This window comes from Chryseobacterium lineare (assembly GCF_977014045.1).
The window spans coordinates 1,222,897-1,248,866 of the sequence record NZ_CDRNIQ010000001.1 but is presented as its reverse complement, the minus strand read 5'-3'; the positions used below and the strand labels follow the sequence as shown (position 1 = coordinate 1,248,866).

19 protein-coding genes are annotated in these 25,970 nt (G+C 35.5%); 12 read left to right on the top strand and 7 right to left on the bottom strand.

Going from position 1 to position 25,970, the window contains the following annotated elements; all coding sequences use genetic code 11:
- Positions 1-50 precede the first annotated feature (50 nt).
- Together ACWNCI_RS05570 and ACWNCI_RS05565 are read right to left on the bottom strand one after the other, a co-directional pair.
- Complete coding sequence (locus ACWNCI_RS05570; protein WP_449387502.1) at positions 51-2,990, bottom strand: insulinase family protein; 2,940 nt, start codon at positions 2,988-2,990, stop codon at positions 51-53.
- Positions 2,991-3,021: 31 nt separating this feature from the next.
- Positions 3,022-4,218: a pyridoxal phosphate-dependent aminotransferase gene (locus ACWNCI_RS05565; RefSeq protein ID WP_449387501.1), complete on the bottom strand. Its 1,197-nt coding sequence runs from the start codon at positions 4,216-4,218 to the stop codon at positions 3,022-3,024.
- A 130-nt stretch (positions 4,219-4,348) separates the two neighbouring features.
- On the opposite strand from ACWNCI_RS05565, the gene ACWNCI_RS05560 reads away from it, so the two are divergent.
- The 5 genes from ACWNCI_RS05560 (at position 4,349) to ACWNCI_RS05540 (ending at position 9,501) form a co-directional block, all read left to right on the top strand.
- Complete coding sequence (locus ACWNCI_RS05560; RefSeq protein WP_449387500.1) at positions 4,349-5,077, top strand: GLPGLI family protein; 729 nt, start codon at positions 4,349-4,351, stop codon at positions 5,075-5,077.
- A gap of 86 nt (positions 5,078-5,163) precedes the next feature.
- Positions 5,164-5,799, top strand: a complete 636-nt coding sequence (rsmG, locus tag ACWNCI_RS05555; protein WP_449387499.1) for a 16S rRNA (guanine(527)-N(7))-methyltransferase RsmG — start codon at positions 5,164-5,166, stop codon at positions 5,797-5,799.
- A gap of 60 nt (positions 5,800-5,859) precedes the next feature.
- Positions 5,860-6,267, top strand: coding sequence for a hypothetical protein (locus tag ACWNCI_RS05550; protein ID WP_449387498.1), 408 nt, complete (start codon positions 5,860-5,862; stop codon positions 6,265-6,267).
- 7 nt (positions 6,268-6,274) lie between these two features.
- On the top strand, positions 6,275-6,811 hold the full coding sequence (locus tag ACWNCI_RS05545) for a DUF922 domain-containing protein (protein WP_449387497.1): 537 nt from the start codon (positions 6,275-6,277) through the stop codon (positions 6,809-6,811).
- Positions 6,808-9,501, top strand: coding sequence for a PD-(D/E)XK nuclease family protein (locus ACWNCI_RS05540; RefSeq protein WP_449387496.1), 2,694 nt, complete (start codon positions 6,808-6,810; stop codon positions 9,499-9,501). The genes ACWNCI_RS05545 and ACWNCI_RS05540 overlap by 4 nt, the downstream gene beginning before the upstream one ends.
- Positions 9,502-9,551: 50 nt before the next feature.
- Here ACWNCI_RS05540 and ACWNCI_RS05535 read toward each other — a convergent pair whose 3' ends face one another.
- From ACWNCI_RS05535 to ACWNCI_RS05525, 3 genes are all read right to left on the bottom strand, one after another.
- On the bottom strand, positions 9,552-10,730 hold the full coding sequence (locus ACWNCI_RS05535) for an acyl-CoA dehydrogenase family protein (protein WP_449387495.1): 1,179 nt from the start codon (positions 10,728-10,730) through the stop codon (positions 9,552-9,554).
- Positions 10,731-10,851: 121 nt separating this feature from the next.
- Positions 10,852-11,643: an NUDIX hydrolase gene (locus ACWNCI_RS05530; RefSeq protein ID WP_346985236.1), complete on the bottom strand. Its 792-nt coding sequence runs from the start codon at positions 11,641-11,643 to the stop codon at positions 10,852-10,854.
- Positions 11,644-11,659: 16 nt separating this feature from the next.
- Positions 11,660-12,778 carry an MFS transporter gene (locus ACWNCI_RS05525; protein WP_449387494.1) on the bottom strand — a complete coding sequence of 373 codons (1,119 nt, stop codon included), beginning with the start codon at positions 12,776-12,778 and terminating at the stop codon, positions 11,660-11,662.
- Between the two features lie 252 nt (positions 12,779-13,030).
- Here ACWNCI_RS05525 and ACWNCI_RS05520 point away from each other — a divergent pair, with 252 nt between their 5' ends.
- The 7 genes from ACWNCI_RS05520 (at position 13,031) to ACWNCI_RS05490 (ending at position 24,587) form a co-directional block, all read left to right on the top strand.
- The gene (locus tag ACWNCI_RS05520; protein WP_449387493.1) at positions 13,031-15,931 is read left to right on the top strand and encodes a SusC/RagA family TonB-linked outer membrane protein; all 2,901 of its coding nucleotides are present in this window, start codon (positions 13,031-13,033) and stop codon (positions 15,929-15,931) included.
- 10 nt (positions 15,932-15,941) lie between these two features.
- Positions 15,942-17,501 (top strand): RagB/SusD family nutrient uptake outer membrane protein, encoded by a 1,560-nt coding sequence (locus ACWNCI_RS05515; RefSeq protein ID WP_449387492.1) that lies wholly within the window; start codon positions 15,942-15,944, stop codon positions 17,499-17,501.
- An 11-nt stretch (positions 17,502-17,512) separates the two neighbouring features.
- Complete coding sequence (locus tag ACWNCI_RS05510) at positions 17,513-18,367, top strand: hypothetical protein (protein ID WP_449387491.1); 855 nt, start codon at positions 17,513-17,515, stop codon at positions 18,365-18,367.
- An 18-nt stretch (positions 18,368-18,385) separates the two neighbouring features.
- Positions 18,386-19,864: a glycoside hydrolase family 30 protein gene (locus ACWNCI_RS05505; protein ID WP_449387490.1), complete on the top strand. Its 1,479-nt coding sequence runs from the start codon at positions 18,386-18,388 to the stop codon at positions 19,862-19,864.
- A gap of 97 nt (positions 19,865-19,961) precedes the next feature.
- A complete protein-coding gene (bglX, locus tag ACWNCI_RS05500; protein ID WP_449387489.1) occupies positions 19,962-22,184 on the top strand; it encodes a beta-glucosidase BglX in 2,223 nt (740 codons plus the stop codon).
- A 78-nt stretch (positions 22,185-22,262) separates the two neighbouring features.
- On the top strand, positions 22,263-23,069 hold the full coding sequence (locus ACWNCI_RS05495) for a glycoside hydrolase family 16 protein (RefSeq protein WP_449387488.1): 807 nt from the start codon (positions 22,263-22,265) through the stop codon (positions 23,067-23,069).
- A gap of 78 nt (positions 23,070-23,147) precedes the next feature.
- On the top strand, positions 23,148-24,587 hold the full coding sequence (locus tag ACWNCI_RS05490; RefSeq protein WP_449387487.1) for a glycoside hydrolase family 30 protein: 1,440 nt from the start codon (positions 23,148-23,150) through the stop codon (positions 24,585-24,587).
- 139 nt (positions 24,588-24,726) lie between these two features.
- On the opposite strand, the gene ACWNCI_RS05485 is transcribed toward ACWNCI_RS05490, so the two are convergent.
- Positions 24,727-25,542, bottom strand: coding sequence for an enoyl-ACP reductase FabI (locus ACWNCI_RS05485; RefSeq protein WP_449387486.1), 816 nt, complete (start codon positions 25,540-25,542; stop codon positions 24,727-24,729).
- 118 nt (positions 25,543-25,660) lie between these two features.
- On the bottom strand, positions 25,661-25,960 hold the full coding sequence (locus ACWNCI_RS05480; RefSeq protein WP_449387485.1) for a hypothetical protein: 300 nt from the start codon (positions 25,958-25,960) through the stop codon (positions 25,661-25,663).
- Between the last annotated feature and the right edge of the window lie 10 nt (positions 25,961-25,970).

Below are 25,970 nucleotides of genomic sequence, written 5' to 3'. Positions count from 1 at the left end.
TTATTCTATCAGATTAAAAAAAGTCCTGAATTCAGGACTTTCACTTTATTTTAATAACCGAAAATTTCAGTTAAGTTTAATTTTTTCACTTCACCGAGTTTCTGCATGTCTGCTTCACTTACTTTATCCTGTGAAGCGACCAGACAATAGGTGTAGTTCTTGTTTTTCATTTCCTTGTCGTGGAAATTGTTGATATCTGCAAAAGTCAGTTTCGGAGCCTGTTCATAAACGTTTTTACGAATATCTGTATTGTTCCCAAGTTTTTGTGCTTTCAGATAGGTAAAGATAATTCCGTCCTGGGTAATTCTTTCTGCAGCAATAGATTTTTTCAATCCGCTTTTTGCTGTTTCAAATAGCTGATCAGACTTAGGAAGTGTTGTTAAAAGCTCATTCATCGCTGTTGTAGATTCATTGAACTTATCTGCCTGGGTCCCAACATAAGCCATGATCATATCCTTATCTTCTTTTTTGCCCGGAAGTGAAAAATATGAATACGTAGAGTAGGCTAAAGCTTTAGATTCTCTGATTGTCTGGAATACCACAGATCCCATTCCGCCACCGAAATAGTTGTTAAATAAATTTACCGTCGGCGTAATGCTCACGTTGTAAGGATCACTGTTTCTTACCCAGAAAATTTCTGCCTGAACCATATCGTAATGCGCAAACAGAACTTTATTTTTATCCGTTGCAACCTGCGTGAATGTCTTAGATTTCGGCATTTCCTTCAACGAATTAGGAACTTTATGAATCAGCGTTAAAGATGAAGCAACTTCATTGGCAGATTTAGGACCGTAGTGAAGGATTTTATGTTTAAAATTGAATAAATCATGAAGTACATTTACTAAATCTTCCGCTTTTAAAGCATCTAATTCTGCATCACTTAAAACATTATTAAAAGGATTCTGCGGTCCGTACTGAGCGTAGCTTCTTAATCCGTTCATAATGGTTCCTTTATTCTGCTTGGCATTTGCTCTGGATTTCTTTACTCTCGCTTTATAAGCTTCCAACGCCTGCTGATCCGGCTGACAGTTTTTGATTAAATCTTCGAATAAAGCTGCAGTCTTATCAAAATTTTCATTTAAACCTTCCAGTGTTATATAGGTTTCCTCATTTCCTGCGCTTACGTTGAAACTTGATGCCAGTTTATAAAATTCTTTACTGATATCCTCGGAAGACTTGTTTTTCGTACCTAAATATTGTAAATATTCAGCCGCCAGCGGAAGTATTTTATTATTCCATTTTCCGGAATCGAAGTAATAATATAACCTGAATAGTTCATTATCTGTATTTTTTACAGAAAGAACATCTACGGTTTTTACTTTACTTTTAGCAATATCTTTGTCGAAATTCAGCCAAACCGGAGAGATCGGAGCTTCTGGCATATCATCAACCTTTTTCAGGAATGGTGATTGATCTTCTCTGTTTACGGAAACAGGAGTAATGGTAGGTTTGTCTACTTTTACAATGTTTTTATCTTCACCTTTTCTTTTGTAAACCGCTACATAATTGTTGTCTTTAAGATATCTGGCAGCAAAATCCATGATGTCTTTTTTCGTCAGTTTTGAAATCTCTTCAATATATTCCAGTTGCGTTTTATGATCAACTTCAGAAGTGAATTCATCCATCAGAGATTCTGCCCTTGAAGTATATTTTTCATATTTCTGAATAGTATTTTTCTTTTCGTTATTAATGATTGATTTCATCAAATCATCCGAAAACTCGCCTTTCCCTAATTTGTCGATTTCCTGAAGCAAAAGATTTTTCACATCATCCAGAGACTGACCTTCTACAGGATTTCCCTGTAGCAAAAGAACAGAGTAATCTTTCAGAACATAGGGATATGCATAAGCTGCTAATAACTTTTGCTTTTTGATAAGATCAAGATCAATTAAGCCTGCCTGTCCATTGGTCAGCATGCTTCCGATAAAATTCAGCATTCTTGCATCTTTAGTCGTAGCTCCCGGAAATCGGAATCCGATCATGATGTTTTCAGGAGTAGGGCCATATACTTCTCTTGTAATCGGTGCTGTAATCGGGTTTTCCTGACCTACTTTATATTCAGGAATTGTTTTAGGCTTCATGTAAGAAAATGCCTTGTCGATCTTGGCAATCATTTCATCAGGATTAAAATCTCCCGACATGATAATTCCCATATTGTTTGGAACATAATAATTGTTGAAATATTCTCTGATAGCTTTTAGTGAAGGGTTTTTCAAATGCTCAATTGTTCCGATAGTTGTTTGTTTTCCGTAATTATTATTGGGGAAAATAGCTGCAAACATGGCTTCATAGACTTTCCTTCCGTCATTATCAAGTCCTCTGTTTTTTTCTTCATACACTGCTTCCAGCTCTGTATGGAAAAGTCTGAGAACCGGTTGTCTGAATCTTTCAGCCTGTACTGCCAGAAACTTATCCGTTACGTTAGCCGGGATATCTTCTGTATAAACGGTCTGCTCGTAAGAGGTAAAAGCATTTGTTCCGTCGGCACCCATACCGGCCATCATTTTGTCGTATTCGTTGGCGATGGCATATTTTGCCGCTTCTCCGGAAACTTTATCAATTTCTTTGTAAATTTCCTTTCTTTTGGCTTCGTCCTTTGTCGAATTATATTTTTCGTAAAGGGCATCAATCTGATCTAAAAGAGGTTTTTCTTTTGCCCAGTCTTTAGATCCGAATGCATCTGTTCCTTTGAAAAGCATATGCTCAAGATAATGTGCCAATCCGGTATGATCTGAAGGGTCGGTTTTGCTTCCTGCTTTTGTAGCAATGAAAGCCTGGATTCTCGGATCTTTTTTAGTCGGACTTAAAATTACGGTCAAACCGTTTTTTAAGGTATAATATCTTGCTGAAGTAGGATCATTGGTTACATATTTATACGTGTAGCCGTTTGATTGTGCTTCTTTCCACTGGAAATCCTGTCCGTAAGCATATCCGCAATAACTCGCTGCGGCGATACTCGTTACAATGGTAATTCTCTTTAAAAAGTTCATTTGTCGGAGTTTTTAGTTTTATTTATAAATATTAATTAACTGAATTTTCTAATGTATTCTTTATTCTTCTCATTGCTTCAGTAAGCTCTTCTTCAGAAGCAGCGTACGAAAATCTGATACATTCAGGGCTTCCGAAAGAAACACCGCCTACGCATCCTACATGTGCATTTTCAAGAAGAAACATGGCAAAATCATCCGAATCCTTAATTTCTGTTCCGTTCAGGGTTTTTCCGATATAATGTGATATATCAGGAAAGAAATAGAAAGCCGCTTTTGGCAATACAACTTTAAATCCCGGTATTTCTTTCATTAAATCATACACCAGGTCTCTTCTTGTTTTAAACGCATCGATCATATATTTATACTCTGACGGATCGGCCTGTAAAGCTGTGATAGAGGCTCTCTGAGCAACTGTATTTGCGCCGCTTGTCATTTGTCCCTGAACTTTTTCGCAGGCTTTAGCCAGCCATTCCGGACATGCAGAATAACCGATTCTCCAGCCTGTCATGGCGAAAGCTTTTGACATACCGTTGATAACGGCCGTCTGTTCGTAAACTTCAGGAAACTGAGCAATAGACGTTGTTTTAGTTTCGTAATTAATGTATTCGTAGATCTCGTCTGAAATTACCGTTATCTGAGGGTATTTAGCAATAACTTTGGCCAAAGATTTCAATTCATCATACGTATAATATCCGCCAGAAGGATTACAAGGTGAACTGAATAATATAGCTTTTGTTTTATCTGTAATAGCTTCTTCGAGTTGTTCAGCCGTGATTTTAAAATCGGTTACATAAGATGTTGGAAGCATTACAGAATTTCCACCCATCATTTTTACCATTTCATCGTAGCTTACCCAATAAGGATTTGGAAGAATAACTTCGTCTCCATCATTAAGAAGTGCTGCCAGAACATTTATAATAGCCTGTTTTGCACCGTTGGAAACACAGATTTGAGAAGGTTTGTATTCTAAATTATTATCTCTTTTCAATTTGTGAACAATAGCTTCGCGTAGCTCCAGAAATCCCGGAACAGGAGAGTAGTGACTATAGTTTTGATTGATGGCATCGAAAGCAGCTTGTTTAATATTGTCCGGAACGTCAAAATCAGGTTCCCCCAAAGTAAGGCTGATGACATTTATTCCATTGGCTTTCATTTCTCGGGCCTTATTTGACATAACAAAAGTCTGTGAGTAACCAAGTCTATTTACTCTTTCTGAAAGTTTCTCCATTTAATTATTCAATTTTAACAAATATATTAATAAAAAATAGTTGATGAAAAATTAATAGGTTTTGTTCGGGTTAAAGTTTATCACTATGTTTGTAGTTATTCAATTTGAATTTTAAATAAATATTTGAAAAATGTACAAATTTCTTTTCCTTTTTATAATGTCATTCGTTTCCGCTCAGCATTATCGTTTCGTCTACGAATACAGAATGAAGCCTGACGTTAATAAAAAAGATTCTGTGATTACAGATGTTATGAATCTTGATACGGATGGCAAAAAGTCTTATTTTTATAATGCCGTAAAATATGAAAGAGATTCAATCTACGCTGCAACAAAAAGTTATAAGGATTTGCTTTTATATAAAAACTATGATCAGAATCTTAGCTATATTGTTGAAAAGGATTATGTTGCAAAGACTGTTAAATTCTATGATAAATTCAAAACCGTCAATCTCCTGATTCGCGATAATGAAGTTCCTGAATGGAAAATTGAGAAAGAATTTTTAAAAATCAACAATATTGACTGTCAAAAAGCCACCACAAACTTTAAAGGAAGAAGCTGGGAAGCGTGGTTCAGCAAAGATTATCCAGTTAATGACGGACCATACAAATTTTCCGGGCTTCCGGGACTTATCGTGAGCGTAAAAGATTCAGAAAATAATCATGTTTTTAATTTAATTCAGATCAAAAAAATTAACACAATTTTTTCACTTTTGCCGAAGTCTACCAAAGAGATGTCTTTTGCCGATTATAAAAAAACGATGCGCAGTTTTACTTTTACGACGGATGATATCGAGAGTAAACTAGATCAAAAGATTCTCCAGCGTTTAAAAAGAACGAATAATTACATTGAAAAAGACTAAAAATGTTGACGTAAGAACCATCTTATTTTTTTTGAATTTGAATAAAGCTGATAAAAAACTTATTTTTGCTTTTTATAATATTTCACATGTCTACAACGTTACTATTAAAATACTTTCCGGATCTTACAGAAAAACAGCTTGAACAGTTTGATAAACTGGAAAATCTGTATAATGAATGGAACGAAAAAATCAACGTGATTTCAAGGAAAGATATGGAATCTCTGTATGAGAAGCATATTCTGCATTCCCTGGCAATTGCCAAAGTAATGGAATTTGCTCCCGGAACAAAGGTTTTGGATATCGGAACAGGTGGCGGTTTTCCGGGAATTCCTCTCGCTATTTTATTTCCTGAAGCAGAATTTACGTTAATTGATTCTATCGGAAAGAAAATAAGTGTAGTAAATGCTGTTACTGAGGGTGTTGGGTTAAAAAACGTAACTGCCATTCATGGACGAGCGGAACAGCTGAAGGAAAAGTTCCATTTTGTGGTGAGTCGGGCGGTGACGCAGATGCCTGAATTTTTGAAATGGCTGAAAGGTAAGTTTGAAAAAGAACAGTTTAACCCGAAGCATAACGGAATTTTATATTTAAAAGGTGGTGATCTTGCTGAAGAACTTGCCGGAATTAAAGCTGAAATCTTCAATCTTAAAAATTATTTTGATGAAGAGTTTTTTGATACTAAAAAAGTTGTTTATGTGTCAAAAGGTAATTTTAATTCTTAATTTAGCATAATTAGGGAACATTATTTGATAAAAATATATTAATAATCAAAATTTGTAGTTATGAAGAATTTTCTCCACTTTGGTTTTTCTGCATTTTTTTTAGGATTATTTTTTATTTCTTGTAACGATGACGACGATTATCAAACCATAGAATCTGTTGACAAAGTTAAAATTGACAGTGTGAAGATCAGTAATGACACCATGGATGTCTTTAGCATTCAGAGTATTAAAACATATTCAACGTATTCGTCTCATTGTGAAGGTTTTTATGCTTATGATTATGTTCATGATGATAATTTAACAAGAATTGTTACAGCTTATAAATACACTACCAGCGGACCTTGTACACAGGCAACTTATACATCTGCCGGCCAGATCAATTTCAGCCCGCAAAAGGTTGGTAATTACACTTTTAAATTTTGGAATGGTGGCAGTAACTGGATCACCAAAACAATTGTAGTTCAATAGAAGAAAAATGAAATGGATTTTTATAGCCTGTTTTCTGGTATCCAATGTGTTATATAGCCAGAAAATATATTGGCGGGAGGATGTAAAATTAAACTGGAGTAACTTTAAAAGTAAAGTCAATAATCAAAGAGGAGCTAATGTTGTCGCTTATACAAACTGTGGCTGGACTTATTCTTACGTCAAATCCTCAAATCCGAAAGCACCGATCAAAATAGAAATACAAACCTTATTTAATGAAGATAAATCCTGGAAAGATGTTAAAAGGATCAATGATTATGTACTTCTTCATGAACAGAAACATTTTGATGCAGCTGAAGTTTATGCCAGAAAACTTCGCAAAGAAATAGCCGAAAAAATAAAGACATCTTTAGATTTTGATAAATATTTTAAAGTTATTTATAATAGAAATCTTAAAGAATATCAGGATTTTCAAAGAACGTATGATCGTGAAACGAGAAATGGAATGCTGGAAGAAAAACAATCGGAATATAATCGTATTATTGCTGAAGAATTGGAAAATTATAAAAGCTATAAATCGTCTTGAAATTCCTGAACAAAATTGTTAATGAACTGCTCGCGCAAAATTCTGATCTATCTGAGTTTAACATTATCTTACCCGGAAAACGTCCGGTTGTATTTATCCGTGAAATTTTAAAAGAAAAACAATATTCTGGATTTCTCCCTAATTTTTTTACGATAGAGGAATTAATAAACAGTATTGCCGGTAAACAAGGGATTGACGGTATTTCTTTATGGCTCTTTTCATTCGATGTTTATAAAAGTCTTAATCTTATTCCGAATGATGATTTTTCAGATTTCCTGAAATGGTTTCCTACGCTTCAGAAAGACTGGGATGATATGATGAAATTCTCAGAAAGTGATCAGGCAGTACTGCATTATATGTTTGATGAAGAAAGGATAAAAGACTGGGCACAGAATCTGGGAGAAGACGATGATGTTCCAAGAAAAAAATTCCTTAATTTTTGGAAAAATATGAATGTTTTTCTTCCGGTACTCAAACAGAAACTGCAGGAAAAAAATTGGGCAACTTCCGGAATGATTCATGAAACGGCGAAAGCCAAGCTTAATGATTTTGCCAAAGATACGAAAGAACAATTTGTTTTCTGTGGCTTTAATGCTTTTACGCCTGTCGAAGAAAATCTGGTGAGAAGTCTTTTACAGTGGAATAAAGGACAATGTTTTTTTCAGGCAGATCATTATTATTTTGATGATGAAAGACAGGAAGCCGGAAAATTTCTCAGGAATCATAAAACATGGAAGGAATTCAATGATAGTCGGATTTTTAGTTGGATTGAGGATGACTTTAACCAACCCAAAAATATAAAAGTCTACGAAGTTTCAGGAAACATTACCCAGACAAAGATTTTACCTGAAATTTTTAAAGAAATCGAAGATAAAACATATTCAAATACGGCCGTTGTTTTGCTGGATGAAAATTTGCTTCCGGCAAGTTTAGATGTCATGTATGGAATTCAGAATCTGAATATTACGATGGGCTTTCCATTAAAAAATCTTTCTTTTTCAAATGCGGTTAAGCAGCTTTTTTACCTTCAGAAACAATTGGAAAAAAATAAATCGTCCTACTATTATCGGGACATTTTTCCGATTCTTGAAGAGTTGCCAAAATCTATTGAAGATGAGTTAGTCATTAATAATTTTAAAACTAAAGTTGAGGAAAGAAACATCGTGTACATCTCCAAGAAGCTGATGAATGAATTTTTAAGCGGTCTTTCATACTTTAATCTGCTTCAGAAAGCTTCTTCTACCAACGAATATCTCGATGCCCTGATAGCGTTTTGCAGGCAGATTAAATGGCTTGAAATCGATGATATTCAATATGAAAATATATCTCATTTCGAAAATGCTTTCAGAATCATTAAAAACCAGCTTGCCCCGTATCAGTTTGAGATTAAAATGGAAACGCTGGAAATTCTTATTAATCAACATATTAATTCAGAAAGTATCGATTTTCAGGGGGAACCGTTGAGAGGATTACAAATTATGGGACTTTTGGAAACACGTCTCCTGAATTTTGAAAATGTTATTTTGCTTTCGGTGAATGAAGGTAAGCTTCCACTCGGAAATTCACAGAACACGTATATTCCTTTTGATGTTCGGAAGTTCTTTGATCTTCATACCTTTTTGGAAAACGACAGTATTTACGCTTATCATTTTTATCGATTAATCCAGGATTCAAAAAATGTTCATTTACTGTTTAATGCATTGAGTTCAGGAGTCAATACTGGTGAAAAAAGCAGATTTATCACTCAGATCGAAATGGAAAGTTCACACCATATCGAGCATCTCATTATTGAGAATTCTTCCGAACCAATCGTTACTCAGCCGATTGAAATTCCAAAGACAGATATTGTTCTTGAAAGGCTTGAAAAATGGAAGTCAAAAGTTTCTGCTTCACATCTCACAAGCTATCTTTATAATCCTATTGATTTTTATCTTTCCAAGATTTTAAATGCTTCAGAAACCGATGAAATTGAAGAAGAATTATCCGTGAAAAACTATGGAAATCTTGTTCATTATTCACTTCAAGAAGTATATGAAGAATTGAAAGGTAAAGTATTAAAAGAAAATGATTTAAAAAAATCAGTTAAAGCTATAGATGAATATATTAATATTGCTATTAATAAGCTGAAACATCAGCCTGAATTTTATGAAAAAGGAATGAATTTTATTCATAAGGCAATTGCTAAAAAAGTAATAGAAACGATCCTTGCTCATGACCTTGATCTGATAAAAAACGGAAATACACTGGAAATTATTGACATCGAAAAAAGATTTGAAAATGTCGATTTTTATCTTAATGAAAATGATAAAATTTCCTTTTTCGGATTTATCGACAGAATTGACAGATTGAACGGAACCGTTAGAATTATTGATTATAAAACGGCAAAGATCAAAAACCTGACAGTTAAAATTGATGAAGATAAGATCGATGAATATTTCCATAACAGTGAAAGAAAACAGGCCTTACAGCTTTGTATCTATCAATATGTAGTTGAAAATCTTCCTGAGTTTTGGGGAATGCCGGTTGAAACCGGAATATGGAGCTTTGCAGAGGCAAAAAAAGGTGTTGTTTCGTTACAGTTTGAAAAAGGAAGTATTGAGGATGCCATGAAGTCTGTTAAAAGTTTAATTGAAGAAATTCTGAATCCTGATATCAATTTTATTGAAGAAATAAAAGCATATTCGAATTAGAAGATAATAGGTGGCTCAAGAATCCCGAAGCCACCTATTATTCATATTATTCAAAAAGCATTAATTCCGGTAATATCTAATCCGGTAATTAATAAATGAACATCGTGTGTTCCTTCATAAGTAATCACCGATTCAAGGTTGGCAGCATGACGCATCATCGGGAATTCACCCATAATTCCCATTCCACCGAGAATCTGACGTGATTCTCTTGCAATATCAATAGCCATTTTCACATTGTTTCTTTTAGCCATAGAAATTTGTGCAGGTGTTGCTTTATGATCATTTTTAAGATTGCCTAGCTGTAAGCAAAGTAATTGAGCTTTAGTGATTTCCGTTAAAAATTCTGCCAGTTTTTTTTGTTGAAGCTGATAAGATCCAATCGGTTTTCCAAACTGTTTTCTTTCTTTAGCATATTGAACTGCTGTACAATAGCAGTCAATTGCTGCGCCGATCACGCCCCAGGAAATTCCATATCTCGCCGAATTTAAACAAGATAAAGGCCCTTTCAATCCTGTAACCCCGGGGAGAAGGTTTTCCTTCGGAACTTTTACATCATTAAAAACCAATTCTCCTGTTTTTGAGGCTCTTAAACTCCATTTATTGTGAGTTTCAGGTGTTGTAAAACCTTCCATTTCTCTTTCAACAATTAATCCCTGAACTTTACCTTCCTCATTTTTAGCCCAAACTACCGCAATGTGGCAAAGTGGCGAATTGGTGATCCACATTTTAGCACCGTTCAACAGGTAATAATCTCCCATATCTTTGAAATTGGTTTCCATAGAGCTTGGGTCTGATCCGTGATTAGGCTCCGTTAAACCGAAAGAGCCAATCATTTCTCCGGCTGCCAGTTTAGGTAAATATTTTCTTTTCTGTTCCTCAGAACCGAATTCATTAATTGGAAACATTACCAGTGAACTTTGTACAGAAGCCGCAGAACGTACCGCAGAATCGCCTCTTTCCAATTCCTGCATAATCAGTCCGTAAGAAATCTGATCTAATCCCGAACCGCCGTATTCAACAGGAATATAAGGGCCTAAAGCTCCGATCTGTCCCAATTCTTTCATTAAATTCGGAATATCGGTATGGTTCTGTGCTGCGTGATCTATCTGTGGCATTACAAAACTTTCTACCCAGTCTCTTACAGACTGACGGATAAGTTTGTGTTCTTCGGTGAGTAAAGAATCAATCCCATAATAATCGGGAATGGTCGTAAGGGAATAATATGACATTATATTTTAATTTTTCTAAAAATAAGACTTTTAAAGTATTTCGGAGAATTTTTTTTGAATGTCTGTTATTAGTTGATTTTTAATGTTTTAAATAAGAATTAAAACGTAAAGGACAATAAAATCAATTTTCATTGTCTTCATTTGAAATAGGGTATTGATGGGTAGGAGTGTAAATTCTGTTTTTAAACTTGTATAAATAGGGAGCTTTGTTAGCAGATCCGTCATAAAGTTTTTCAAGTCTGTCTAAAATATTTAAGCTTAATATTTTGCGCTGAAAATTATTCCTCCTGAATTTTTCGCCCAAAATAGTCTCATACAGGCACTGAAGATCTTTCATCGTGAATTTTTCCGGAAGAAGATTGCTTGCCGCAACCTCTGTATTGATATTCATTCTTAAATATTCCAGTCCGGTTTCAATAATTCTGTCGTGATCAAAAGCCATATTGGGTAAATTGTTGACTTCCACCCATTCGCAGGTTTCATTGAAAGCATCAGGGAAAGTATTGGCAATTGAAAAATCGATGAGACTGCAGTAGCCTACAGTAATGAATCGCTGAAAGATCCAGTGGTCTTTAGGAACTTCTATTCCCTTATTTTTTAATAAAATCTGGTGAATATTATTCTCCGTTCTGTCAATTCTCCCGAATGTATGAAATTGCTTCAGGAAAATGTCCTTCAGATGGGTTCTTTCGTATAAAACACGTGCAGCAGCTTCACGCAAATCTTCATCGTTGAATACAAAACCTCCGGGAAGGGCCCATAAATTTAGGTCGTGGTACTTCAAAAGCAAAACCTTCAGGATATTGTCATGAAAACCAAATATAGTGCAGTCAACCGATACATGTGCTACAAAGTCTTTTGTATCAATGAGTTCCTGAAGTGTTTCCTTGTTTTTTTCGGTATTGATTTTCATGGCAGTAAAAATAAAATTATTTTCTAAATTTTTTATCTGCAATTTTAAAATAAATTAAACTTATTGTAAACATCACAATAACAGCACATAAAATATAGACGGAATAAAAACTTAAAAGCTGGTTTCCAAATAGGACCGCCATAAGAATCGAACTTACAGAACTGCCCAGTGAAGAGAAAATAACAATGAGTGATGTAAAAAGACTGGCTTTTGCCTTATCAATTTTAGCAATCATTTTTGAATTGATAACAGGGTAGAGTGGAGACAGGAATAAACCGATCACCGGGAATAAAAACAAGAGTGATTTGGAGTCATCCGTATCAAAAAACTGAATTCCGATGATGATCGCCAACACCAATATAATGAGTGACAAACAGAATATATAGTATTTCGATAATGAAAACCTATGAATCACGTTTGCTGTAATTGTTCTTCCCACGTATGAAAATAATGCTAAAAATGAAGATGCCTGCAACGCAAAAAATGAATTGACCTTCAGGTGATTTTTATAAAAAGACGGTAACCATGAATTGAAACTTTGCTCCACAAAAACAATTGAAAAAATAATGGCTAAAAAAAGGATTAACAAAGGATTAAGTAGTGTTGTTAAATCTGTTAAAATATTTTGATCATTATTTTTTACCGGTTCGGAAATAGAGAGTTTTGAAAACAAAAAAATCGTAATTGCCGATAACACTGAAATTGATAAAAATCCAAATTTCCAGAATTCAGAGAATTGGCTTGATATCAGCCATCCAAAACCCGTATTTACGACGAAAATTCCTATCATGAAAGATGCCTCTACATTATTCATCGTCTTTGCGAGTACTTTTTCGTCTGAAATATTATTCCTGATAATGCCAAAAACACAAATCTTTCCTACGGCGAAGCATGTTCCGATAATCGCAAACCACAGTTTGTAAAACCAGAAAACTTCGACAAATGGTAAAATCAAGGAACAAATCCCAACAATTGTTAAAGCCAGAATCAGGGATTTTTTTGTTCCGAATTTGCTGATAAAATTTACAGCAAAAAGTGAAATAAATGCAATCGGAATATCCTTAAATGATTCTAAAAAACCAAGCTTCTCATACGTGACTTTTGCCTCCGAAAGTTGAAGGATCACAATGCCCATGCAATTTAAGACCATGGAGAAAATTAGAAAAGTAAGCTTTAGTGGAAGTGATATTTTTGAAAGTTTGGTTGTCATTTTGGGGACTCTTATCATTAAATTTTAAGGAAATTTGGCAGTTTTTAAGATAAAAATTATGCCTTTAAACCCCCAAAAATAAACGAAAAATTAAAATAATTATTAATAAAATGTTAAATAATTAAAAAAAAATATATTTTTATTGTCTCAATTTGAGAATTAAAAAACTAACTGTATATGAATGTAAGAATATCTAGAAGTTTGGGGATGGTTGCAGTGCTCTATTTCACTGCCAATTTCAATGCCCAGAACACAAAGAGTGACACCCTTCCGAAAGAGCAGAAAATCGAGGAAGTGGTAATGATCGGTTACGGCACTCAGAAGAAGAGTAATGTTACCGGAGCGATTTCAAGTATTAAAGCAAGCGATATCGAAGCTATACCCGCCGGAAAACCGGAGCAGGTTCTTCAGGGAAGAGCTGCCGGTGTCAATGTTATCTCGAATTCGGGACAGCCTGGATCAAGTGCAACTATTAGGGTAAGAGGTGTTACCAGTTATTCTTCAAACAACGACCCGCTGTGGGTTGTTGATGGTATTGTTGTGGACGGTATCGGATGGTTAAACCAAAGTGACATCGAAAGCATTGAAGTCTTAAAGGATGGTGCATCATCAGCAATTTATGGTGTATCTGCTGCAAGAGGGGTAATTTTGGTTACTACTAAAAAAGGTAAAAGAGGTAGGCTTAATCTTACTTATAATGGCTTTTATGGATTTAGCAATGCTGCAAGAAAGTTAGACCTTTTAGATGCAACTCAATATGCAACAATAATAAATGAAGGCTTTGCGAATGACGGTAAAGCTATTAGATTTCAAAACCCTTCATCATTTGGAAAAGGTACAGATTGGCAAGATCAGATTTTTAGCACAGGAGAAAGACAAAATCACGAAATCAGTGTTCAGGGGGGAAATGATAAATCGTTGTTTTACGGATCTTTTGGATATTATGATCAATCAGGTATTGTAATGAGTGATATCTCTTATTATAAAAGATTAACAGCAAGAATAAACTCAAGTCATAAAGTTACAGACTGGTTAACTTTAGGTCAGACATTTGGTTATACACATCAGAAAAATCAAGGAATTAATTCTAATGGTGAGTTTGGGGGACCTTTAAGCTCTGCTGTAAACCTTGATCCAATTACCCCTGTAGTTGTTAGAGATTTCTCAACCGTAGATCCCAACATGTATTCAAACCCATACATCATAAGAGATGAAAATGGAAATCCTTATGGGATCTCTCCATATGTAAATCAGGAAATGTCTAACCCAAAAGCTTTCAGATATACACAGCTAGGAAATTTTAACTGGTCTGATGATTTCATAGCAAATGTTTATGCTGAAATTAAATTTTTAGATCATTTTACTTTTAAATCTTCTTTAAATGGTAAAAAAGCATATTGGGGAAGCCAAAACTTCACTCCATTATTTTATTTGAGTTCTACCTATAGTAATTTAGTTAATAATAGTTTAAGCCGTACTACTCAAAATAAATTTGAATGGAGTATGGAAAATACATTAAACTATCAAAATAAATTTGGTAAGCATAATATAAATGTTTTATTAGGAACAGGATATTATGATTATAATATTGGAAACGGACAAACAATTACTCACACTAATCTTCCTATTACAAGTTATCAAGATGCATCGTTTAACTTTGCTTTACCTTCTGAAAATAGAACTTCAAATGCATGGGATAATGTAGAGTGGAATAAAGCTTCTTATTTCGGACGTTTAATTTATGACTATGATAACAGGTATTTATTGACAGGAACCTTACGTTATGATGGATCTTCTCTTTTTGGACCAAATCATCATTGGGGGCTTTTCCCATCTTTCTCTTTAGGGTGGAATGTTAATAATGAAAGCTTCTGGCCTCAAAATAATATAGTTAATAGTCTGAAATTCCGTGGAGGATTCGGTACGTTGGGTAATGATGGTATTGAGGCATTTAGATTCTCAAGTTTCTTTTTGTCAGGATTTAACTACACTAATGGAAATAATACCGTAATGACAGGGTATGCACCTGGTTCTCTTGCAAATCCTGATCTTAAATGGGAGACAACAAGACAAGTAAACATTGCTGCAGATCTTAAACTATTTACTAATTTTAATTTGTCAGTTGATTTTTATAAGAAAAAAACTGTTGATATTTTACGCCCTATCAAAATTCCAGGATATGTTGGGGTAGCAGCTCCATATATTGCAAACGTGGGGGATATGGAAAACCGAGGAGTAGAGGTAGAGCTGGGATACAAGAAAAATTGGAATGATTTTACTTTTTCATTAAATACAAATTTTGCATATAATGAAAATGAGGTATTAACACTTGAAACCGGCACTAAATACTTAGATGAAGGAGGTTTTCAATCTATGGGACCAACACAAAGAACAATGGTTAGCTATCCTTATAAATCATTCTTCGGGTTCCAGACACTCGGAGTATTTCAAAACCAATCGCAAATTAATTCTTATGTTAATGCAAATGGACAAATGCTGCAAGCAAACGCAAAACCCGGAGATTTTATATGGCAGGATGCAAACGGAGATGGCGTAATTGATGATAATGACAAAGTATATCTTGGAAGCTCTATACCTAAATATAATTTCGGAGCTACACTAAACTTAAGCTACAAAAATTGGGATTTGATGGTATTTGGGCAAGGAGCTGCCGGACATAAAATTTTCCAGGGTTTAAGAAGACTTGATATGCTTGATGCTAATTATCAAACAAAAATTTTGGATAGATGGACCGGGGAAGGATCTACTAATGAAAATCCAAGAGTAACAAGAGATGATCCAAATAAGAATTATTCCAGAATGTCGAACTGGTACTTGCAAAAAGGAGATTATTTCCGTATCAAGCTTGTTCAGATAGGATATACATTACCTACTAATGTTACTCAAAATTTTGGAGTGAGTAAACTTAGATTATATGTAACTGGTGAAAATCTTTTTACATTCACAAAGTATACGGGCTATGATCCTGAAATTGCAGCGGGAGATTCTTTTGGCATTGACAGAGCTTTTTACCCACAGGCAAGAACATTCATGTTTGGTGCTAATGTAACTTTTTAAAAAAAATATAATGAAAAATAAATTCTTAAAAATAACTGTTGCGGCTTCTTTACTTTTGAGTTTGTCTGCAATCAATATATCTTGTACTGACGCTGATCTTGAGGAAAAAACAAATCCTGGAACATTTTTATCAGAAAACTTTTTCCGAAACGAGCAGGAATGTTTTTTTGCTCTTGTAGGAACTTACGATCCATTACGAAAGTATGCTGGAGGTTTCGAAAATCTGGTAACCTTTTACAATGCTGCATCAGATGATTTTTATGCTGGAGGTGGAAGTGCAACAGATGGAGCAGGGATACAAGGTGCTTCAAGTTTTCAAATTAATCCAACTACAATGCCTGCAAGTTATTGGAGTGACTATTATCAGGGGATCGCTAGAGCAAATACTTTGATATTGAGAGCTCCCAATGCAGTAATGGATGAAAATGTAAAAAGTAGATTTATTGCAGAAGCAAAAGTTCTTCGCGCATTATATTATTTTGATCTTGTACGTATTTTTAAAAATATACCGTTAATTCTAAAACCTTTTACAGCAGCCGACGATCTTTTTAATGTTCCACAAGCTGCCCCTACAGCAATATATGCCCAGATAGAAACAGATTTATTAGAGGCAATTCCTAATCTCCCCATGACTGTTACTGGAGAACAAAAGGGACGCCTGACCCAGGGAGCTGCAAAAGCACTTTTAGGTAAGGTTTATTTATATGAGAATAAAAAAAATGAAGCAGCTGCACAACTTGCTGATGTAAATGGAACTCCTGGTGGGACCAGTCAATACGGATATAAATTAGTCGCAAATTATGCAGATCTATTTAAGTCTGCACCCGTCACTGAGGCTAATGACCCTTATAAGTTCAGTACTGAATCTATCATTGAAGTGATGCATACTAATAAAGCAAGTTCTGACTGGAGTTTTTGGGGACAGGGCAAAGACGAAGGAAACTCTATCTGCATTATGACCGCACCTAGATCTTATAATAGAGTCCTTCAACAAAATCCTACAGATAACGCTCCAGATATTGTTTCTGGTTGGGCTTTTAATACAGTTACAACAGACCTTTATAATTTCATGCAAAGCGACCCTAGAAGAGATGTAACCATTCTAAATATGAATTTGTTAAAGCAACAGGGAAAAGCAGATTATTCGCCTGCATATATGGATACTGGGTATTTCTTTAACAAATTTATGCCGACAAAAGATAAAATGACCAATTTGCCTGGCCCTTCAGAATTAAATTATAGACAAAATTATATTCTTATAAGACTTGCAGATACATATCTTATGGAAGCTGAAGCTCTTAATGGTAGTGGATCGAGAGCCCAGTCATTACTTGATGCAGTAAGAGCAAGAGTTGGTCTGGCATCAATACCGGTAAGTTTACAGGCTATCAAAGATGAAAGAAGAAGAGAATTAGCAGGCGAAGGACATAGATTCTTTGATCTTGTAAGATGGGGAGAAGCTTCCACAAAATTAGCTTCCAAAGGTTTTGTAGCAGGGAAAAATGAAATAATGCCTATACCATTAACAGAGCTTACAGGAACAATTTTAAAACAAAATCCTGGATACTAAAAAATTATACTATGATAACTAAATATATCAATAAAAGTCTTTTACTAGTTTCCTCAGTTTTTTTCTTGGGGAGCTGTACACCTGATACAGTTGATGGCGATGGAAATGGTATTTCTCAAGGAACTTTAGATGCCTCTTTTGAAGTAACCAAAACCTCAGAAAACCATTATTTATTAAAAAGAAATTATAACAATTTTATTAATTCCAGATGGAATATAGATGATGACGGCTACAACAATGGAAAGGGGGAACAAAGCCTTTTTCTTCCTGATGCAGGTACTTATGTTATTCAACATCAAGCAGTAGGTGTTGGAGGTGTAGCTGGCGGAATAGCAAGCGAAACTGTTGTGGTTCCTACATCAGATCCAATTTCCGGAAATATAATTCAGGGAGGAAGATTTGATACTCCTGATGAAATTTCTAAATGGAATATTCATAAAATCAGTCCATCGGGGGCACAATGGGTTTTTGCAAATGGTAAAGCTACTATAGTAGCTTCTGGAAATAATCAACAGGCAATTTACCAACCTGTAAATGTTGTTGCTGGGCAAAAGTATTCTATTGATATGGTAGCTTCTTCAGATACCGCTCTAGTAAATACGTGGTTTGAAGTTTATGTTTTAAATAGTATTCCGGCAACAGGACAGGATGTTGGAGGAACGGTCTACAGAAATATTAATACTTGGGACGGTTGCGGAACCAGTCAATTTAGAGGGAAAGTTTCATCTGTAGGGTGTAATGATTCTAAAAATGGAGGAGTATATACAGCTACAACTACAGGAACTGTGTACTTAGTGATAAAATGCGGAGGGCAAACTATTAATAGCTTAAGCATTGACAAGGTAGAATTCCGAAGAACACAATAATCAACCTAAACTTAATTAATGAAATTACAATATTCACAATATTCATATAGTTTCGTACTTAGAAGTGCTGCACTTTGCGGTGTAGCGCTTCTTTCTTTTTTAAACTGCAGTAGTACATCTTCGGATCTGGCTGGCAATAATGATAATTCAGGAAACAATGGAAGTGGAAATACATCCGGAGATCCTGTACAGGTTTGGGTCACCAAAGGAGATCAGTCGGTGAAATTGCAGCAACAAAATACGGCATATTTTTCCGGAAGCTCAACTTCAGGAACATCTATTGAAGTAAATGCTTCACAGGTTTTCCAGACGATTGATGGCTTCGGATATACTCTTACAGGTGGAAGTGTTCAGGTGATTAATCAGTTAAGCGCTGCAAAAAAACAGGAATTATTAAATGATCTGTTCAGCAGTTCAGGTATTGGTGTCAGTTATTTGAGAATAAGTATCGGAGCTTCCGACCTTAACAGTGAAGTTTTCTCTTATGATGATATTCCGGCGGGGCAGACAGATCCTACATTAGCTCAATTTAGTTTAACTAAAGATCAGGCCGTAATTCAGATGTTAAAAGATATTTTGTTCATCAACCCGAATATCAAAATATTAGCAACACCTTGGTCACCACCGGTTTGGATGAAAGATAACGGAAGCAGTATTGGAGGAAGTCTTAAGTCTGAATTTTATGGTGTTTACGCACAGTATTTTGTAAAATACATTCAAGCAATGCAGGCGCAGGGAATTAAAATTGATGCGATTACGCCTCAAAACGAACCTTTGCATCCGGGAAATAATCCGAGTATGTATATGTCTGCAGGAGATCAGGCGACCTTTATCAAAAATAATCTGGGACCAGCTTTCCAAGCTGCGAATATTACCACAAAGATTATTGCGTACGATCACAACTGTGATAATCCTGCTTATCCATTAGCGGTTTTAAATGATTCTGCTGCAAATCCATATGTTGACGGATCTGCTTTTCATCTATATGCAGGAGATATTTCCGCTTTAAGTACTGTTCACAACTTATTTCCTAGTAAGAATGTATATTTTACTGAACAATGGACAAGTTCTACAGGAAATTTCGGTGGAGATTTGGATTGGCACACTAAAAACATTATTATTGGGTCAATGAGAAACTGGAGCCGGACAGCCTTGGAATGGAACGTAGCAAATGATGCCTCATTTGGTCCTCATACACCTGGAGGGTGTACACAATGTAAAGGCGCAGTTACTATAAACGGATCTGCTAATTATGAAAAAAATGTTGCTTATTATATCATTGCTCATGCTTCGAAATTTGTTCCGGCAAATTCCCAGAGAATTGAATCTACACAAGGAGACAATCTTTCAACGGTAGCGTTTAAAACGCCGGCAGGAAAAACTGTATTGATCGTTCAAAACAGCAATTCAACGGATAAAGCATTCAATATTAAATATAATCAGAAAACAGCTCCGGTAACAATTCCGGCAAGTTCAACAGCGACTTATGTTTTTTAAGGTTAACATGATTATCTGAAATTTTTAATTAATTAAAAATCTTTCGGATTTTGCTTAAAGACAAGACAAACAGCAGATAGTCAAAAATAAAATTATAATGAAAAGAGTTTATTTCCTATTGGCGATAACAGCGTTTGGAGTGAATGCATTCGGACAAAAGACAATCGATCAGAAGGTTTCTGATTTGTTGTCGAAAATGACGCTGGAAGAAAAAGTGGGACAGTTGGTTCAATACAGCGGTTTTGAATATGCCACCGGACCACAAAATTCCAATTCTGCAAATGTATTAAATGAAATAAAACAAGGAAAAGTAGGCTCAATGCTCAACGTGGCAGGGGCAGAAGAAACCAGAAAATTTCAGGAATTAGCTTTAAAATCAAGATTGAAAATTCCATTGTTATTTGGTCTAGACGTGATTCATGGCTACAGAACAACATTTCCGGTAAATATCGGGCAGGCGGCAAGCTGGGATTTAAGTTTAATAGAAAAATCAGAAAGAATTGCAGCAACCGAAGCTTCAGCGTATGGAATTCACTGGACTTTTGCGCCGATGGTAGATATTGCAAGAGATCCGAGATGGGGAAGAGTGATGGAAGGTTCGGGTGAAGACACCTATCTGGGGACACAAATCGGGCTGGCAAGAATCCGGGGTTTTCAAGGCAAAGGACTTGGAAATCTTGACGCAATCATGGCCTGTGCAAAGCATTTCGCAGCATACGGAGCAGCAGTGGGTGGAAGAGATTACAACTCAGTGGATATGAGTTTAAGACAATTAAACGAAACGTATTTACCTCCTTTTAAGGCAGCTGCTGAAGCTGGGGTAGCAACGTTCATGAACTCTTTTAATGATATCAATGGAATACCGGCGACGGCCAACAAGTATATTTTAAGAGATTTATTGAAAGGAAAATGGAATTTCCAGGGATTTGTCGTTTCTGACTGGGGAAGTATCGGCGAAATGGCCAACCATGGATACGCAAAAGATAATAAAGAAGCTGCAGAAAAAGCGATCATAGCCGGTAGCGATATGGATATGGAAAGCCGTGCTTACATGGCTGAACTTCCAAAATTAGTTCAGGAAGGAAAAGTTGATCCTCAATTGATTGATGATGCCACAAGAAGAATTTTAGTTAAGAAATTTGAAATGGGATTATTTGATGATCCTTACCGTTTCAGTAACGAAAAAAGACAAAAAGAGCAGACTAACAACGCTGAAAACAGAAAATTCGGCAGAGAATTCGGCTCTAAAAGTATCGTTTTATTAAAGAATGACAAGAATATTCTGCCTCTTTCAAGATCAACAAAAACGGTTGCTCTCATTGGTCCTTTCGGGAAAGAAACTACTGCTAATCACGGATTCTGGTCGGTTGCATTTAAAGATGACAATCAAAGGATTGTAACACAGTTTGACGGAATTAAAAATCAATTAGATAAAAACTCAACATTACTGTACGCAAAAGGTGCGAATGTCGATGATCAGGACAGATCAATGTTTGCAGAAGCTGTAGAAACGGCTAAGAAAGCAGATGTTGTGATTATGACTTTAGGGGAAGGCCATGCGATGAGTGGTGAAGCAAAAAGCAGAAGTAATATTCATTTTTCCGGGGTTCAGGAAGATCTTTTAAAAGAAATTGCTAAAACAGGGAAACCGATTGTTTTAATGATTAATGCGGGTAGGCCTTTGGTTTTTGACTGGGCTGCAGACAATATTCCGGCAATCGTGTACACTTGGTGGCTGGGAACAGAAGCGGGGAATTCTATTGCAGACGTCCTTTTCGGAACAGTAAATCCAGGAGGTAAACTTCCCATGAGTTTTCCAAGAACGGAAGGACAGATTCCGGTTTACTACAATCATTATAATACGGGAAGACCGGCCAAAAATAATACCGACAGAAATTATGTTTCGGCCTATATTGATTTGGATAACGACCCGAAATTTCCATTTGGATATGGCTTGAGCTATACAAAATTTGTCTATTCAGATATGAATTTGAGTTCAACAAATCTTAAAGGCAATCAGACATTGAACATTAATGTAAAAGTTTCCAATACCGGAAATTACGATGGGGAAGAAGTCATTCAGCTGTATATAAGAGATTTGGTTGGAAAGGTTGTAAGACCTGTTAAAGAGTTGAAAGGCTTTCAGAAAGTCTTCATTAAAAAAGGGGAAAGTAAAATGGTAAATTTCACTTTAACTCCTGAAAATCTGAAGTTTTATGATGATGAATTAAATTTCGACTGGGAAAGTGGCGAATTCGACATTATGGTCGGAACTAATTCACAGGATGTTCAGACAAAAAGAATTAATTGGTCTAAATAATACAGGTTTACTAAACTGAGAGCGGGATAATACCCGCTTTTGGTGGTAGAATGCATAATGTTGTAACAAACTTTTAATATGAAAATTAAACTTCAATATATTTTTAATGTAATCATCGGAGGAAGTCTCGCTTTTTCTTTGTTAAATTGTACCGCTAATAAGTATTCTGGCCAGAAACTGATATGGTCGGACGAGTTTAATTATAAAGGATTACCCGATTCTACCAAGTGGAATTACGATGTTGGAGGCCACGGTTTTGGAAATGAAGAATCGCAATTTTATACTAAAAACCGCCTTGAAAATGCAAGAGTAGAGAAGGGAAATCTTATTATTGAAGCTAAAAAGGAAAACTGGAAAGAAAGTAAATATACTTCTGCAAGACTTCTCACGAAAGGTAAATTTTCTTTTGAATACGGAACTGTTGAAGTCAGGGCAAAACTTCCTAAAGGTCGCGGTACGTGGCCGGCCATATGGATGATGAGTGAAAATATGAAAAAATGGCCGGATGACGGTGAACTGGATATTATGGAGCATGTAGGATATAACCAGGGTTTCATCCATGCTTCGGCTCACACGAAGAATTATAATCACAAGATTAATACTCAGAAAACAGATACTATATTTGTGAAAGACGCAAGCGAAAAGTTTCATGTTTACAAAGCCGACTGGACTCCTGAAAAGATTGAGATATATGTTGATGATAAGAAATTTTTCACCTATGAAAATAAAGAAAAAACCTATGGCGCATGGCCTTTTGATCAGCCTTATTTTATTATTTTAAATCTTGCCGTTGGTGGATTTTGGGGCGGAAAAGAAGGAATTGATGACGCCATTTTTCCTCAGAAGTTTGAGATAGATTACGTGAGAGTCTATCAAAATAAATAAGACAAATCAAATTTTCTTCTGATGAAATTCTTTAGAATTTTTGGCAAGGAAAATTTATATAAAAATAGAAAAGAAATAATGAAGAGATTAATTGTAAGTTGTTTTGTAGTAGGAGTTGCTTTCAATGCAAATGCGCAAAATTACTGGAAAAAAAATGCAGGAAAAACAGCAAAAGTAATTTTCACCAGTGCATCAGCCAACGAAAAAATGGTCGATAAAGGAACTGTGAAGTTTGAAAAAATGGTTCAGCCTAAAGAAACTGATGCATGTATTTTTGTTGACCCTGACTTTAAATATCAAAAACTCATCGGTATCGGTGGTGCCATTACAGATGCCGCAGCAGAAACTTTGTATAAACTTCCGAAAAATAAACAGAAAGAAATCATAGATGCCTACTATGGAAAAAATGGACTAGGCTATACTGTTGTACGTACCAATATGAATTCTTGTGATTTTTCAAGTGATTCGTACACTTATGTGCAGGATAATGATACTTCTTTGAAGACCTTTAATGTGTCTCATGATGAAAAGTATAAAATCCCGATGATTAAGGAAGCGCAGAAAGCAATAGGGGAAAATTTTACCTTTTACTTTTCACCATGGAGTCCGCCTGCATGGATGAAATCAAATAAAAGTATGTTGAAAGGGGGAAGGCTTGAAAACGTTTTTTACCAGACCTGGGCAGATTATTATGTTAAATTCATAAAAGAATACGAAAAAAGAGGAATTAATGTATGGGGATTAACGGTACAAAATGAGCCAATGGCAACACAGACTTGGGAATCGTGTATTTATACCGCCGAAGAAGAGGGTGATTTTCTTAAAAACAATTTAGGGCCAACGCTTTGGAAAAACGGTTTTAAAGATAAAAAAGTAATGATTTGGGATCACAATCGTGACCTTATTTACCAAAGAGCCACGACTACTTTAAGTGACCCGGAAACTTCTAAATACGCTTCAGGAATAGGATATCACTGGTATGAAACCTGGAATAATAAAACACAGCTTTTTGATAATCTTGCTGAAACTCAAAGAGCTTTTCCGGATAAATTTCTGGCGTTTACAGAAGGTTGTAAGGAACAGTTTGATATGTCTAAAATTTATGATGTAAAATTGGGTGAACTGTACGGAAGAAATATGCTGAATGACTTTAACAAAGGTACCGCTTTATGGACAGACTGGAATGTTCTCCTTGACGAAACCGGCGGTCCGAATCATGTCGGAAATTTCTGTTTCGCTCCTATTATTGCAGATACAAAAACAGGTGAAATTCATTATACCTATGAATATTATTATGTGGGACATGTTTCAAAATTCATTAAGCCTAATGCACAAAGAATAGGGAGTTCATCAAACAGAATAGCACTTACATCGACAACCTTCATGAATGAAAACGGTCAGCTGGTAACGGTAATTATGAATGATTCTGATACTGATATTGATGCCAATCTCTGGATCGAAGGCATGGCTGCAAAATTGCCCGCTCCGGCACACTCTATACAGACTGTAATTTTATAAACTTCATATTAACATTATTTTTTAAAGTTTCGGCGGCATCGAAGATGCCGCCGAAACTATTTTCCAGGATGTACATTGGAAAATGTACAACAAAAAAGCCGGAACGAATGTTCCGGCTTCTAAATATCTTTACGAACAATTATTTGTCCTCTGTATCATATTTACTGATTACTTTTTGTGTAACGCCTGAACTGCTGAAACCTCCGTCGTGGAAAAGATTCTGCATCGTTACTTTCTTCGTAAGATCAGAGAATAGAGTTACACAGTAATTTGCGCACTCAAGAGCGGTAGCATTTCCTAGCGGAGACATATCTTCAGCATATCCAAGGAAACCTCCAAAACCTTTTACACCACTTCCTGCAGTAGTCATTGTTGGAGATTGAGAAACTGTGTTTACACGCACTTTTCTTTCTCCCCAATAATTCCCGAAAGTTCTTGCGATACTTTCAAGATATGCTTTATTGTCAGACATATCATTATAATCCGGGAATGTCCTTTGAGCAGCGATATAGCTCAATGCCAGAATACTTCCCCATTCATTCAGACAGTCTTTTTCCCAGGCAACACGCATTACTTTATGGAAAGAAACAGCGGAAATATCCCAGCCTTTTTCCAACCAGTCATAGTTCATTTCTGTATAATGTTTTCCTTTTCTTACGTTGATAGACATTCCGATAGAATGAAGAATGAAATCGATTTTCCCAAATTTTGCAACTGCAGCATCAAAAAGTTTTTCCAGATCTTCTACAGAAGTTGCGTCTGCACCGATTACTTCAGAACCTGTTTTTTCTGCTAATTCGTTTAGTTCTCCCATTCTTAGCGCGATAGGAGCATTAGACAAAATAAATTCAGCACCTTCTTCATGACATCTTTCTGCCACTTTCCAAGCGATCGATTGTTCATTAAGGGCTCCAAATATAATTCCCTTTTTGCCTTTAAGTAAACCGTATGACATATTTTTTAATGTTTATTAATGTACAAATGTAACGATATTTGTGTTTATTACATAATAAAAAACGGAGCCTTCGCTAAAAAGACCCCGTTTTTCTTGAAAATATTTATATGACTGAAATTTAATTTGTTTTTTTCTTCCATTCTGCCTTTACATCTTCGGCTGCATCTTTGGTTTTTTCCCATGCATCATTGGCTTTATCCTTTACATTTTCCCATGTATCAGATACATTATTTTTTGCTCTGTCTAGCCAGTCTTCATGTTTTGCTTCTTCATCATTGGCTCTTTTTTCATTGATATAATCTTTTGCTCTGTCTGCAAGCTCTTCAACTTTCCATTTTGTTTTGTCGGCTGCATTTTTTAAAGAGTTCTCAGTATTATCTACTGCATTTTCTGCTTTGTTGTATTCTGAATTGTTCATAATAAAATAT

What these genes read in the sequence shown, in the direction of transcription:
- ACWNCI_RS05570 (WP_449387502.1), bottom strand. Translation starts at nt 2,990, where the DNA reads ATGAACTTTTTAAAGAGAATTACCATTGTAACGAGTATCGCCGCAGCG.
- ACWNCI_RS05565 (WP_449387501.1), bottom strand. Translation starts at nt 4,218, where the DNA reads ATGGAGAAACTTTCAGAAAGAGTAAATAGACTTGGTTACTCACAGACT.
- ACWNCI_RS05560 (WP_449387500.1), top strand. Translation starts at nt 4,349, where the DNA reads ATGTACAAATTTCTTTTCCTTTTTATAATGTCATTCGTTTCCGCTCAG.
- rsmG (WP_449387499.1), top strand. Translation starts at nt 5,164, where the DNA reads ATGTCTACAACGTTACTATTAAAATACTTTCCGGATCTTACAGAAAAA.
- ACWNCI_RS05550 (WP_449387498.1), top strand. Translation starts at nt 5,860, where the DNA reads ATGAAGAATTTTCTCCACTTTGGTTTTTCTGCATTTTTTTTAGGATTA.
- ACWNCI_RS05545 (WP_449387497.1), top strand. Translation starts at nt 6,275, where the DNA reads ATGAAATGGATTTTTATAGCCTGTTTTCTGGTATCCAATGTGTTATAT.
- ACWNCI_RS05535 (WP_449387495.1), bottom strand. Translation starts at nt 10,730, where the DNA reads ATGTCATATTATTCCCTTACGACCATTCCCGATTATTATGGGATTGAT.
- ACWNCI_RS05530 (WP_346985236.1), bottom strand. Translation starts at nt 11,643, where the DNA reads ATGAAAATCAATACCGAAAAAAACAAGGAAACACTTCAGGAACTCATT.
- ACWNCI_RS05525 (WP_449387494.1), bottom strand. Translation starts at nt 12,778, where the DNA reads ATGGGCATTGTGATCCTTCAACTTTCGGAGGCAAAAGTCACGTATGAG.
- ACWNCI_RS05520 (WP_449387493.1), top strand. Translation starts at nt 13,031, where the DNA reads ATGAATGTAAGAATATCTAGAAGTTTGGGGATGGTTGCAGTGCTCTAT.
- ACWNCI_RS05515 (WP_449387492.1), top strand. Translation starts at nt 15,942, where the DNA reads ATGAAAAATAAATTCTTAAAAATAACTGTTGCGGCTTCTTTACTTTTG.
- ACWNCI_RS05510 (WP_449387491.1), top strand. Translation starts at nt 17,513, where the DNA reads ATGATAACTAAATATATCAATAAAAGTCTTTTACTAGTTTCCTCAGTT.
- ACWNCI_RS05505 (WP_449387490.1), top strand. Translation starts at nt 18,386, where the DNA reads ATGAAATTACAATATTCACAATATTCATATAGTTTCGTACTTAGAAGT.
- bglX (WP_449387489.1), top strand. Translation starts at nt 19,962, where the DNA reads ATGAAAAGAGTTTATTTCCTATTGGCGATAACAGCGTTTGGAGTGAAT.
- ACWNCI_RS05495 (WP_449387488.1), top strand. Translation starts at nt 22,263, where the DNA reads ATGAAAATTAAACTTCAATATATTTTTAATGTAATCATCGGAGGAAGT.
- ACWNCI_RS05490 (WP_449387487.1), top strand. Translation starts at nt 23,148, where the DNA reads ATGAAGAGATTAATTGTAAGTTGTTTTGTAGTAGGAGTTGCTTTCAAT.
- ACWNCI_RS05485 (WP_449387486.1), bottom strand. Translation starts at nt 25,542, where the DNA reads ATGTCATACGGTTTACTTAAAGGCAAAAAGGGAATTATATTTGGAGCC.
- ACWNCI_RS05480 (WP_449387485.1), bottom strand. Translation starts at nt 25,960, where the DNA reads ATGAACAATTCAGAATACAACAAAGCAGAAAATGCAGTAGATAATACT.